The 12,360-nt window shown below is 45.1% G+C and carries 14 protein-coding genes; 10 read left to right on the top strand and 4 right to left on the bottom strand.

Annotated features, from left to right (window positions below; genetic code table 11):
* Positions 1 to 63: 63 nt before the first annotated feature.
* Positions 64 to 438: a DUF7147 family protein gene (locus tag M3221_RS04485; protein WP_251270345.1), complete on the bottom strand. Its 375-nt coding sequence runs from the start codon at positions 436 to 438 to the stop codon at positions 64 to 66.
* A gap of 129 nt (positions 439 to 567) precedes the next feature.
* On the opposite strand from M3221_RS04485, the gene M3221_RS04480 reads away from it, so the two are divergent.
* The 3 genes from M3221_RS04480 to coaD all read left to right on the top strand — a co-directional run bounded on the left by M3221_RS04480 (position 568) and on the right by coaD (position 3,134).
* The gene (locus tag M3221_RS04480; protein WP_251270344.1) at positions 568 to 1,971 is read left to right on the top strand and encodes a copper amine oxidase N-terminal domain-containing protein; all 1,404 of its coding nucleotides are present in this window, start codon (positions 568 to 570) and stop codon (positions 1,969 to 1,971) included.
* A gap of 99 nt (positions 1,972 to 2,070) precedes the next feature.
* A complete protein-coding gene (rsmD, locus tag M3221_RS04475) occupies positions 2,071 to 2,640 on the top strand; it encodes a 16S rRNA (guanine(966)-N(2))-methyltransferase RsmD (protein WP_251270343.1) in 570 nt (189 codons plus the stop codon).
* On the top strand, positions 2,637 to 3,134 hold the full coding sequence (gene coaD, locus M3221_RS04470) for a pantetheine-phosphate adenylyltransferase (protein ID WP_242232140.1): 498 nt from the start codon (positions 2,637 to 2,639) through the stop codon (positions 3,132 to 3,134). The genes rsmD and coaD overlap by 4 nt, the downstream gene beginning before the upstream one ends.
* Before the next feature lie 18 nt (positions 3,135 to 3,152).
* Here coaD and ylbJ read toward each other — a convergent pair whose 3' ends face one another.
* Positions 3,153 to 4,280: a sporulation integral membrane protein YlbJ gene (gene ylbJ, locus M3221_RS04465; RefSeq protein WP_251270342.1), complete on the bottom strand. Its 1,128-nt coding sequence runs from the start codon at positions 4,278 to 4,280 to the stop codon at positions 3,153 to 3,155.
* 100 nt (positions 4,281 to 4,380) lie between these two features.
* On the opposite strand from ylbJ, the gene M3221_RS04460 reads away from it, so the two are divergent.
* Positions 4,381 to 5,478, top strand: coding sequence for a SepM family pheromone-processing serine protease (locus tag M3221_RS04460; RefSeq protein ID WP_251270341.1), 1,098 nt, complete (start codon positions 4,381 to 4,383; stop codon positions 5,476 to 5,478).
* Here M3221_RS04460 and M3221_RS04455 read toward each other — a convergent pair.
* Entirely contained in the window at positions 5,470 to 6,657 is a 1,188-nt protein-coding gene (locus tag M3221_RS04455) for a nucleotidyltransferase (RefSeq protein WP_251270340.1), read from the bottom strand. The two genes, M3221_RS04460 and M3221_RS04455, sit on opposite strands and share 9 nt — an antisense overlap.
* 146 nt (positions 6,658 to 6,803) lie before the next feature.
* On the opposite strand from M3221_RS04455, the gene M3221_RS04450 reads away from it, so the two are divergent.
* Positions 6,804 to 7,334 (top strand): YceD family protein, encoded by a 531-nt coding sequence (locus tag M3221_RS04450; RefSeq protein WP_242232136.1) that lies wholly within the window; start codon positions 6,804 to 6,806, stop codon positions 7,332 to 7,334.
* A 62-nt stretch (positions 7,335 to 7,396) separates the two neighbouring features.
* The gene (rpmF, locus tag M3221_RS04445) at positions 7,397 to 7,570 is read left to right on the top strand and encodes a 50S ribosomal protein L32 (RefSeq protein ID WP_046175141.1); all 174 of its coding nucleotides are present in this window, start codon (positions 7,397 to 7,399) and stop codon (positions 7,568 to 7,570) included.
* 96 nt (positions 7,571 to 7,666) lie between these two features.
* Here rpmF and M3221_RS04440 read toward each other — a convergent pair whose 3' ends face one another.
* Positions 7,667 to 8,122: a GNAT family N-acetyltransferase gene (locus tag M3221_RS04440; RefSeq protein WP_251270339.1), complete on the bottom strand. Its 456-nt coding sequence runs from the start codon at positions 8,120 to 8,122 to the stop codon at positions 7,667 to 7,669.
* 109 nt (positions 8,123 to 8,231) lie between these two features.
* Between M3221_RS04440 and M3221_RS04435 the strand changes: the two genes are divergently transcribed.
* The 4 genes from M3221_RS04435 (at position 8,232) to rsmH (ending at position 12,348) form a co-directional block, all read left to right on the top strand.
* Positions 8,232 to 9,104: a 2-dehydropantoate 2-reductase gene (locus M3221_RS04435; RefSeq protein ID WP_251270338.1), complete on the top strand. Its 873-nt coding sequence runs from the start codon at positions 8,232 to 8,234 to the stop codon at positions 9,102 to 9,104.
* Between the two features lie 102 nt (positions 9,105 to 9,206).
* A complete protein-coding gene (bshC, locus tag M3221_RS04430; RefSeq protein ID WP_251270337.1) occupies positions 9,207 to 10,823 on the top strand; it encodes a bacillithiol biosynthesis cysteine-adding enzyme BshC in 1,617 nt (538 codons plus the stop codon).
* 123 nt (positions 10,824 to 10,946) lie between these two features.
* Positions 10,947 to 11,378, top strand: a complete 432-nt coding sequence (gene mraZ / locus M3221_RS04425) for a division/cell wall cluster transcriptional repressor MraZ (protein WP_251270336.1) — start codon at positions 10,947 to 10,949, stop codon at positions 11,376 to 11,378.
* Between the two features lie 22 nt (positions 11,379 to 11,400).
* Positions 11,401 to 12,348, top strand: coding sequence for a 16S rRNA (cytosine(1402)-N(4))-methyltransferase RsmH (gene rsmH, locus M3221_RS04420; protein WP_251270335.1), 948 nt, complete (start codon positions 11,401 to 11,403; stop codon positions 12,346 to 12,348).
* The last annotated feature ends 12 nt before the right edge of the window (positions 12,349 to 12,360 follow it).

Below are 12,360 nucleotides of genomic sequence, written 5' to 3'. Positions count from 1 at the left end.
GGAGACGGGGTCCTCTGCCTTTTGTCGTCATTAACAATATTCATCTTTAACCTAACCTTTTATTTAAAGCGGACGAAGATAATGGTTAAGGCGTAAAATGCCGATTAAATACTGGTAGTACAACGTTTTTTCGGCAAACTGGGAGGAAGGCTTGACTTCTAGCTCAATGAGCGGCTTACCCGCTGAAGCTGCAGCCTGCTGAAATAAGCGAAACCGTTCATTTTCTTTTTGATAAGGATTGGGAATGCCCTCCCGGCATACATAAATCGGCTGAAAACTGCCTGTCTCCGTTGGATGTAGAATAACCGCACATGACGTACCCCCGGCAGAGTGCAGGGCAACAAATTGCGAAATCCGGCCGGCTGCGCGCTCCGTAATATCAAGAAGCTCATATAAATCTGAATATCCTTCACCAAGTTCAATAAATCGTTGAATCATCTATATACCTCCATTCATCTCCCTTATTATAAGCAATGTTCACTTGGTTTTGACAAATTTCATCGTCAGCGAAAAATTTTTTTGATATGATAGGGATAGGTCATAGTTCTTAAGGGGTGTGAGTTGTGCATGAATAAAGTCCCTGTGTTTCTTTTTCTTTTAACAGCGGTCGCCAGCATATTGTTAACAGTTCAATGGATTGGCTATGAGAAACGATCAAGCGCTTCCCAGAAAGTAATCGCAAACCAGACGATTGAAATAGATGTTAAAGAAAGCGGCTTTACGATCAAGCAAACGCTCGCTTCCGTATCGGAAGGCACGAATTTAACAATGAGGCTGCCTGCCGATGCAAAAGAAGTATCCTGTTCAAAAGGAGATACGTGCATAACGAGCAGTCAGTCGGGAACCATTACGGTAAAAGGTGAAAATGTCTCGATTCAATACACGATTCCAGCTTCGCTTTCTCCACGTTCTTTTTTATTGAACAATTGGCAGGCAGCGTTTGAAGAAATGACCTCAGCCAAAACAACGCTGCTCATAACGGATCATACAAAAAGAGGTGGACAATGGATATCCTCTATTGAGCAAAAAGCCGCCAAGCAGCTTTCAGAAATTGATTTTTATTCCTTTGAAGGGGAAGCAGAAAGGCCGCCGCTTTTCTGGCAAAAAGAACGTTTAAAAGAAACCCAATTTTCAGGAGGGACCATTTTTGCACGAGACACCGTGCAGCTTCCGTCAGGATTAATGGACATGCCATTTTCTACAGAAGACCTTCCAAGGCAGACCGTTGTGATCTCTTCTGATATTAAACCGCAGCAGCTTGATGGATTGCTGTTTATCCGGCAGCAAAGTGATTTAAACACCATCCACACAAATGCGGTGTATGCGTATGTAAAAAAACACTTTATTTTTCCGGCAGATGAACAATGGATGACGTCATTCCTTGCTGTGTCTTTATATAACGCAAAACCGATGTATATGAAAGCCGCCGAGATGAAGGAGCAAGTTACGGCCGTACTGACTGAACAAGAAGAAAAGAAATGGGAAGAAGCACTTTTGCAGCTTAAAGGCAAAGAAATAAATGCCGTTAAGCTTGACCAGGTGCTGTCAGCAGTAAAAGGTGAGCAGACAAACTTTTTTAAAGAAAACAAAAGCAGCCGCCCTCCGTCTCTGCCTCTTGTTTTTTTTGATGGACGGCTTGTTACAGTAGAGGATCAGCCAGTGCCTTTTCATGTTAAAACAAAAAATGGCCTGCTGTATATTCCGCTTGAAGACGCAGCTAAAGCTCTCGGATTTTCTGTTCAAAAAGTATCACTGCAGCAGTGGAGGATGAAAAAAGGAGTGGATGTATACCGGTTCGATGCAGCCCGAAACCAGGTATATGTAAATAACCATCCGCATCTTTTGTATGAACATGCTCTTGACCAAATCGACGGTATAACGTATATAGATAAAATTTGGTTTCAAAAAGTGTTTCTCTTTGAAGTAAAAGAATCCAATGAAGCCATTGAGCTGACACCTTATGGACTGTAGAAACCTCGCGCCAAAGGCGGGGTTTCTTTTTCACCCTATAGATTTCATTTATACGTTTATGATACCATGAATGAAGAAAAACGAATGGCAGGTTAAAATATGAGAATCATTTCAGGTGGAAAAAAGGGGCTGCCTTTAAAAGCTGTGCCGGGAAAAGACACGCGCCCTACGACAGATAAAGTAAAGGAGTCCATTTTCAATATGGTCGGTCCTTATTTTGAAGGCGGCACTGGATTAGATTTATTCGCAGGCTCAGGAGGGCTCGGAATTGAAGCGCTCAGCCGGGGAATGGATCGAATGATTTTTGTTGATCGCGATATGAAAGCGATTCAAACGGTAAAAGAAAATATACGGAACGCTGGATTTACAGAGTGCTCAGAAGTATATCGAAATGAAGCGGAGCGGGCATTAAAAGCCATTGTAAAGCGCGAATTAGTATTCGATGGTATTTTTCTTGATCCGCCTTATAAAAAGCAAAAGCTTGAAGCCATGCTGCTGTTTATTGCGGAGCATAATCTGCTTGCACCACATGGATTTGTGATGTGTGAGCACGGATCAGATGTACGCCTTCCTGAACAGGTCGGCCCGTTTTCTTGCACACGCGCCGAAACGTACGGAATGATTTCTGTTTCCATTTACGAAGCGGCAGATGAGGAGGAAAGATCATGACAAGTATTGCAGTTTGCCCAGGAAGCTTTGATCCGATTACCAACGGGCACCTGGATATTATTCAGCGCGGGGCGAAAGTATTCGACAAAGTGTATGTCGTCATTTTAAGTAATTCATCTAAACAACCGCTGTTTTCGGCGGAGGAGCGGGCTGAGTTAATCCGCCAGGTTACGGCACATATTCCAAATGTGGAAGTGGACCATTATCAGGGCCTGCTCGTTGATTACGCAAAACAGGTAAAAGCAAAAGCCATACTGCGTGGACTGCGGGCTGTATCTGACTTTGAATATGAAATGCAGATTACGTCCATGAACCGCGTATTAAACGATGAGCTTGAAACGTTTTTTATGATGACCAATAGTCAGTATTCGTTTCTCAGCTCAAGCATTGTCAAGGAAGTGGCGAAATATGGGGCGGATATTTCAGAGCTTGTCCCGAGGGAAGTGGAAGAAGCTTTAATAAAAAAACGTCTTGCTGATTCCGTTTCGAAATAAAAAAGCCGGGCCGAAAGATTAAACTCTTTTGGTCCGGCTTTTTGAATAGCGGATTCCCAGCAAAAGAGAAGCGATACCCAGAACAACTACTGTGATCAGCATGCCATGCTCTGGCGCAAACGATAGAGCCGCCTTCGGAAAAGAAACAGGCCATGATAACAAACAAAAAGTAATGACTGCTGCATATACACTATGAAGAATACGGCCGGCGAAAAAAGGACCGAAACGGATATCCGTTTCACTAATAATCGCCGCTACCTGCGCGTGAACGCTTAAGCCGCTAAAGCCAAGAATAGCACTGATCATCAGCAGGCTTACGGGTAAAGGAATCGATTCGGAAGAGGAGAGCTGCACACCAGACGTGAGTTCGAAAAAGCCAGCAAAAAGCGCTTTAAACACAGGCATGCTTGTTTCGTTGGAGCCAAGAAGAGAAAATAAAAAAGCGGCCACTCCATACTTATGCAGCAAAGTGGTTAAGACAGAAAAAAAGAGAATAAAGCCGCCAACCAGTACAAGTGTTTTAACAGAAGACAGTACTGCATCAGCAAGCAAGGTGCCAAAAACCCGTCCATCTTTTTCGCGTGCTTCTTTAAATGCCTGAAGAGGCCCGGCTGTTTTTATTTTTTTTCTCTCTATTTTTTCTTCTTTTCCATAAAAACGCATTGTAAGCCCGACTAAAAAAGCACCGCTGTAATGAGCTGAGGCAAGCAGCAGGCCGGTCTCCGGACTTTTTAAAAAACCGCTGGCCACCGCACTTAAAATAAATAATGGGTTAGAGGAATGGGCCATCGCAACGAGCCGTTCCGCTTCCGTACGGGTAATCGACTGCTCCGTGCGAAGCTGTGCAGCCATTCTTGCGCCGGCCGGAAATCCTGAAGCAAGTGACAGCATCCAAGTCACACCGGCTGGACCGGGAATGCGAAAAAAAAACCGCATCAAACCGCTTAGAATGGAGCCGAAAAAAGCAATCACGCCAAGACCTGTCATTAACTCTGTTAAAATGAGAAAAGGAAGAAGGGATGGAAAAACAGTTTTCCACCATATATCCATACCGTAGACTGCTGCCTTCAAGCCGGTTTGAGGTGAAAATAAAAGAGCGGCAGCCAGCAGCGTAATGGAGCAGGCAGCAGCATAAGTTTTCCACATAAAAAGCCCCCTGATTAGAATATAAAGCACGCCTTCTTAAAATTTTGTACAATAAAAGAGCCTGTACAAAAGGATATGTAAAGGCAGAAAGAATAGACTAATGAAACAATTCATACCAGTTATAGAGCTGGATGATTTCTGCATGGAAGGAAGAACAAATGTGAAAAATAAAAGAACAGGGCTCTTATATGCGATTCTGCTGCTGATTATTGTGGCAGCCTTTATCCCGCTGCCATTTTACATTACAAGACCGGGAGAAGCGCACACGCTTAATCCAATTGTTGATGTAGATGAAGGAGACGACAATGATACAAGCACATTGATGCTGACCACGATACAGATGGGGCCTGCTAACATTTATTCATACGCGTGGGCATTTCTTCGGGATTATGAGGAAATTCTCCCGAAAGAAACGGTTCGCTATTCACACGAATCAGAGAACGAATTTAACGTGAGGCAGGTTCATTTAATGGATACCTCACAGCAAAACGCCATAGCGGTTGCTTTTAGGGAAGCGGGCAAACCGTACAACTGGATATACAAAGGTATTTATGTGTTAAGTGTATTTCCTGAAATGCCTGCGGAAGGAGTGCTTGAAGCAGGCGACCGCATCATATCTATTGATGGCCGTTCTGTTACATCGTCTAAACAAATGACGGATTATGTGCAGGCGAAAAAGCCAGGCAGCCGAATTACAGTCGCATTTACACGCGATAAAAAAAATTATGAAAAAACCGTTCAGCTGAGAGCATTCGCAGAGCTGGGCGGCAAGTCCGGCCTTGGCATCAGCCTGGCCGATGATCGAGCGCTCAAAAGCGACCCAAAGGTAACGCTGAAAGCAGATGACATTGGCGGTCCTTCTGCCGGTCTTATGTTTTCACTTGAAATTTACGACCAGCTGGTAGAAGAGGATTTGGCGGCTGGATTAAAGGTAGCTGGAACGGGAACAATTGCCCCGGACGGCACAGTTGGCCGGATTGGAGGCATTGCTCAAAAAGTCGTAGCGGCCGACCGGGCAGGGGCGCAGTTTTTCTTTGCACCGGATGATAAGCTGCCGGCGGGCCGTACAGATGTCAAAACCAATTATGAAGAAGCTAAAAAAGCTGCAGAGGATATTGGAACAAGCATGGTTATTGTACCGGTTCAAACTTTTTCGGACGCAGTGGACTATTTAAGAAACCTGTCTGTGTCAAAGTAAAATCGGCGGCATGGAATATTCTTGCTCTAAAAGAGAACGCACGTAGCTTTCACTCGCGTTGGGGGCGGAAGCGAACACACGGGATGCTTTTATATCCAGCGCAAGCAGGCTGCCGGCAGCAGCTGTGCGGGAAAGCAGCGGCACTTCCATTTCTTTTTTAACGGACCGGATATATGCACGCCCACTTTCGGTCATACCAAGCAGCCGGACAAACGAAGTCTGCTGAGCCTTCTGTATGCTTGCTTTATCGGTGTCAGTTAAAATGTGGGTCATCATTCGCTGAAGGCGGGTCCACGTGTAACGTTTCGTTTTAACCTGTTCCATAAAGCCAGCAAAGGAGCTGCTTTGCCGTGCTGCTTCTGTGAGTCTTGGCCCGATGCCTTCCTCTACTTCATAAATGGAAGCAAGACGGCCGGGTTCAATGGACAGCAAGCGGTAGCGAAGTAGAGGCCAGTAAGATTCCCATGAATGCAGCGGACGGTTTTGCATGGCTTCAGCACTCAGCGAAGGCATGACATCATGAATCGGTTCTTCTGTAGTAAAGAGGCGCTGCCGAATCGCTGTCGCACTTGCAATCGGCCCTGTTGATTCAGTATCATGGAATCCTGCTCCTTTTCGCTGAATCGTCAGCGGCTGCATAGGCGTGGTCAGCCCGAGGTTGGCTTTTACATAATGAAAGCCTAAAATGTTATTTGGCTTTGACAAATCAAGCGGCAGTGCATTTTCTCCGAACACTTCGTTTCTTGCTTTTGTCTGGGCGGCGGGGTAGCTCATTCCTTCTTTCATAAGGGAGCGGACGCAGGTATCAAGCTCTATGCTGTTTTTTTTCAGTTGTTCTGCGGTGTGGAGGAAAGGATCCATACCGCCATTTTCACTGCCGAAGCAAAAAAAGCGGCACTTTAAATGGGAAAGAATCTCAATGGCGCCCTGTGCAAATATTTCAGCCCGCTGCGTTGAAAAAGCGTATGGAAGTTCAACAACAATATCCACACCGTGCTGCAGGGCTACCTTTGTGCGGGTCCACTTATCAACAATGGCCGGCTCTCCGCGCTGTAAAAATGAGCCGCTCATCACTGCGATAATGGTGTCTGCATTTGACAAACGCCTCGTTTCATTTATATGGTAGAGATGTCCATTATGAAATGGATTGTATTCAACAACAATGCCGGCTGCGTTCATGTGAAACGTCCTTTCTTCAGGAGAATGTTCTTTTATTTTCAAAGATGGTGAATAAAAAGTCAAACCGGTATTTCACTGTAAAGAAAATATATTGACATTCAATCGGGAGAGGGCTATAATTACTTTTGTTGCCTTGAGGTGATTAAATGAAATGGTCAATAATTCAACTGCAAAAATACCGCGACCGCGGTCTTGAAATTGATGAAACAGTTGACGTAACAGACTTAACAACACTCGATAATGACATACGCCGCATTTCGCCTGTCCATGTAACAGGCAGAGCTGATATTCGTCATGATCAAATTGTTTTTCATGTAAAAGCAACGGGTGAAATGATTGTCCCTTGTTCTCGGACACTTGTAGACGTGCCTTACTCGTTTGAAATTCCGCTGACAGAACGGTTTTTATTAAAGCCGGAGGAAGGCGAATCATATGAGACAGAAGATGTTCACTTTCCGGAGGGAAATGTAATAGATCTCCGGCCGATTTTAAAAGAAGCGATCATTTTAGAGGTACCAATGCAGATTTTCAGTGAAGAAGCGGATGAGCATGTTGTTCAGTCTGGGAAAGATTGGGCGTTTTTTGAAGAAGAAGAAGAGCTTCCCGAAAAAAAGAAGCCGGCTGTTGATCCAAGATTAGCAGGACTTCAAAACTTCTTTTCGTCCGATGATGAGTAATTGAGAAGTACAGCTATTCTGGCTTCATATAGTTTTTATTCCGTTAAGGAGGTGTATATCACATGGCAGTACCTTTTAGAAGAACTTCTACTACACGCAAAAACAAACGCCGTACGCACTTCAAACTTCAAGTGCCAGGTATGGTAGCTTGCCCGAACTGCGGTGAGATGAAACTTGCGCACCGCGTATGCAAAGAGTGCGGAACATATAAAGGTAAAGAAGTTGTTAGCAAATAACATCTTTTACATCTTTCAAAAAAAGCGAAGAGGCCATGGCTCTTCGCTTTTTTTGTCATTAGAGTATGGGTAAAAGAGAACAGATTGTGCGTGAGTTCAGCTTGTTTTCTGAGCGTTTTTCTTTTCAGGAAGCCAAATAAGGCGTGTGCTGTTTTCGGATACCGGCTTAAAATCTACTTTCTCCCAAAAAGACTGTGACTTTACGCGTGGCTTTGTCATGATAGGGAGTTCAAACGACTTGGCAAACTGGACAAGCAATGCCCCAAGTCCTTTTTTTTGAAAAGCCGGCAGCACTTCAAGTTTCCATATTTCCACATACTGATCGTTTCCGGGTACAAGATTTAACGCATCCCGCCGGATGTACAGGCACATACGGGCAGCAAGCCGGTCCCCGTAATAAATGCCGTAAAAAGGCGAATCGGTATTGTCTTCCACCATGGAAGTTTGTAATTCTTCGATCATCGAAAGTTCTTCAAGTCCATATTCTTTGAAGGATTTAAACTCTTCCATCGTTTTGAAATTCATTTTCAGATTCTCAACTGCTAAGCCCATTTCCTCAATCTCCTTTGCAAACTCTCTCTTGATTTGTCTCCTTTATTATATAATAAAGTAAATAAAAAAAGTAGCGATCCTGTTATCGCTTACAAACTGGGAGAGATACATGAACATTCATATTATTGGAGCAGGTGCCCTTGGGCTGTTTTTTGCTGCAGAGTGGAGCAGCCGCCACCGCATAACTATTCAAACGAGAACAAACGTACAACGGAAACGCCTTGAAAAGGAAGGCATTCATGTCATTGAGCAGGGGCAGTCACATATTTATCCGGTTCAAACAGCCGCTGCTGCGCCTCCGGAAACGGATTTAATCGTTGCAGCGGTGAAGCAGTACCATTTGCCGGGAATCCTTCAGCACCTTCCAAAAGTATCATCTTTGCTGTTTATCCAAAATGGTTTAAGCCATCTTAAGCTGATTCAGCAGCTTCCTTTTTCAAATATTTATGCCGGCTCTGTGACGCATGGGGCAGCCAAAATAGACGAGCGTACGGTGCAGGTGAACGGGCGCGGCCAAACGAAAATAGCCTGTGTTAAAGGGGGAGAGGAAGCGATTGTCCGAGAACTGGAAACACCTGTTTTTTCTTTTCAATGGGCAGAAAGTGCATACGAGATGCTGGTTGATAAAATGGCCGCAAATGCAGTGATTAATCCGTTAACTGCCCTTTTACATGCGAAAAACGGAGAGTTGGCTGAAAACAGCGAATACGCTGCAGCGGCAGAAAATTTATGTGCAGAAATTGCGGCCGTTTTTCCTTTTAAAACGAAGGAATCCGTTACACAGTCTGTTTTCGATGTGTGCCGTCAGACAGCCGCCAATGAATCCTCAATGCTTCGAGACATAAAAGCAGGGCGGAAAACGGAATTAGACGCAATCGTAGGAGCTCTTTTGGAAGAAGCAGCACAAAGGGGCGTTGAGACCCCCGCTTTTTCGCTCTTATACCATCTTATAAAAGGAAAAGAAGCCGAATTGGGCAGATAAGGAAAAAGAATTGGAGCTGTGCAGGCACATTGTTTTCCCTTTCAATCCGACAGGTGGTATACTCGAACAAGAAAATTTGTCCGAAAGAAAGGAAGTACATCCATGGAACAAAAACGCATTTCTGTTCCCGCTTTGACCCCCTTTGCCAGGGAATATATAAGCGGCTCAAAGCAGGCAGGCGGCTTTTTTGACTACGATCCATTTTCGCAGCAGTCTTTTCAGCAGCGGTCAGAAGAGGTGCGGACACGAATGTTTAAGCGAAAAGAGCTGGCTGGCATCATTCGGAATTATATGGCGCCGCATCATGTGACAGTGCAAACAGAGCACTCTCTTCAGAAGCTTGAAGACCCTGAATCGGTTGTCGTGATCGGCGGCCAGCAGGCTGGACTTTTAACAGGTCCGCTTTATTCTATACATAAAATCATTTCGATTCTGCACCTGGCGAGAGAGCAGGAAGAGCAGCTGGGTATTCCGGTTGTCCCCGTTTTTTGGATTGCCGGCGAGGATCATGATCTGCTGGAAATCAACCATGTGTTTGTAGAAAAAAACGGGAGTATGCAAAAAATAGGATACCCAGAGCGGTTTGTGAAAAAACAGGCCGCATCAAGCACGGTCTACGATCAGGAGCAAATGCTCGGCTGGGTGGCCTCTGTTTTTGCTTGTTTAAAAGAAACACACTATACGAATCAGCTTCTTCATGATGTGAAAAAAGCGGTGAAGGCAAGCCGCACATTTACCGATTTTTTTGCTTTTTTAACCGGCTCCTTTTTTGCCAAGCACGGCCTGCTGCTGATTGATGCGGCAGACCCGGAGCTTCGAAAGCTTGAAGCGCCGTTTTTCAAGAGACTGATTGTGGAAAGCGGCCCGATTGCGGAAGCGGTGCACTCCACGCAGCAGGATCTTGAACAAGCCGGCTTTACGCCCGCAATTGAAATGAGCGGCCAGCCGGCGAATCTATTCCTGATTGAAGAAGAAGAGCGCCACCTGCTTGAAAGGGAAGGCGCGCTGTTTATCAGCAAAAGCGGGAGGTCGTACACAGAAGGTGATTTACTGCAGCTTCTGGAAACGTCGCCGGAATCCTTTAGTAACAACGTTGTGACGCGGCCGCTTATGCAGGAATGGCTGTTTCCTACACTTGCTTTTATCGCCGGTCCAGGCGAGATTGCTTATTGGGCGGAGTTAAAAGGAGCTTTTGAATATATCGGGCTTACGATGCCGCTTATTATGCCAAGATTAAATATTACGATTGTAGACCGGACAGTGGCGGAGATTGTTTCAGAGATTGGGACACCGATTGAAACGGCGGTGCAGCAAGGCGTGCAAAATGAAAAATCTGCTTATATGGACTCTATTCGTGATCACCACCTTGATGAGCTTGTTGCCCATATGAAGCAGGATTTGATGGCGAGCTATGAGAAAATTGAAGCGCGTGCGGCCGAGCTTCATAATGGCCTTGCACCGATTGTTGAAAAAAACAAGCAGTATCATGAACGGCAAATTGAGCTGCTGCTTCAAAAAAGCGACGCTGTTTTGAAGCAGACACACGATGCGGCTTTACGCCGGTTCGACCGTGTACAAGTCGCTCTGCGCCCGGATGGACTGCAGGAAAGAGTTTGGAATGTATATCCATTTTTAAATGTGTACGGTCCTTCTTTTATTGATGACTTGTTGAATCAGCCATATAAACACGATGGCGGCCATTATCTTCTATATGTATAAATGAAAAGTCTGCTCTTAGGGCAGGCTTTTTTGTGTAAACGAAATGAAAAGATCTGCAACATGAAATTGGTGGTGCAAAGTGGGGGGATGTGGTAAAGTTAGTGTAGAAAGTGGGGAAGCATTATGTTCATGGGTGAATACCGTCATTCAGTCGATGAAAAAGGCAGATTGATTATCCCCGCAAAATTCCGCGGTGAAGCCGGCCAAACTTTTGTGGTCACACGCGGATTGGACAAGTGCTTGTTTTTATATCCCCTGGACGAGTGGAAAGTACTCGAGAAAAAACTCGCCGCTTTGCCGTTAACAAGGAAGGATTCACGTGCGTTCGCCCGTTTTTTCTTTTCGGGAGCAAACGACTGTACCCTTGACCGGCAGGGCAGAATCAATATCCCCGCCCCGCTTCTGCAATATGCCTCACTTCAAAAAGAATGTGTGATTGTTGGAGTGTCAAACCGGATGGAAATCTGGTGTGCCGCAGCATGGGATGAGTATGTGGAAGCATCGGCGGATTCATTCGCAGACATAGCGGAAAATTTAACTGATTTCGATTTATAATGCTGATTGGACTGATAAGAAAATGGAATTTAATCATACGACTGTCCTACTTCATGAAACAGTCGACGGGCTGAATATCCGCCCGGACGGAATTTATGTAGATTGTACACTCGGCGGAGCCGGACACAGTGAATATTTGCTGTCAAAGCTTGGGCCAAACGGAAAACTATATGCATTTGATCAAGATGAAACCGCGATTGAACATGCGAAAAAACGGCTTGCTCCGTTTCTTGAGCGTGTTGAATTTATAAAAAGCAACTTTGAACATGTGAAGGAAGAGCTTCACAAACGAAATGTTACGGGAATCGACGGCATTTTGTACGACTTGGGTGTTTCATCACCTCAGCTTGACACACCGGAGCGCGGTTTCAGCTATCATCATGATGCACCTCTTGATATGAGAATGGACAAAAGCGCTGCACTGACCGCTTATCACGTTGTGAATGAATGGTCTTTTGAAGAGCTTGTCCGCATTTTCTTCAGATATGGAGAAGAAAAGTTTTCCAAGCAGATTGCCCGGAAAATTGAAGCTGCGCGGGAAGTTCAGCCGATTGAAACGACAGGCCAGCTGACGGAACTGATCAAAGAAGGAATTCCGGCCCCGGCAAGAAGAAAAGGCGGCCATCCGGCCAAACGTATTTTCCAGGCTATTCGAATTGCGGTAAATGATGAACTGGGTGTGTTTGAACGGTCACTTCACGATGCGATCGATTTATTGAATGTCGATGGGCGTATTAGTGTCATCACCTTCCACTCGCTTGAAGACCGTATTTGCAAAACGGTTTTCAAGGAAGCGTCTGCAGGGCCGGAGCTGCCGCCCGGCTTACCTGTAATCCCGGAAGAATATGAACCTGTTTTAAAGCTGGTAACAAGAAAACCGATTATCCCGACTGAAAAAGAGCTGACAGAAAACAATCGGGCACGTTCAGCCAAACTGCGTATTGCAGAAAAAAGAAAACAAACCAATTAGGGGGGGATCGAA

The sequence above is a fragment of the Domibacillus indicus genome (assembly GCF_023715895.1).
In the GTDB taxonomy this organism is placed as follows: domain Bacteria; phylum Bacillota; class Bacilli; order Bacillales; family Domibacillaceae; genus Domibacillus; species Domibacillus indicus_A.
Note: the sequence above shows the minus strand (reverse complement) of the source record. Positions and strands in the feature narration are given on the sequence as shown.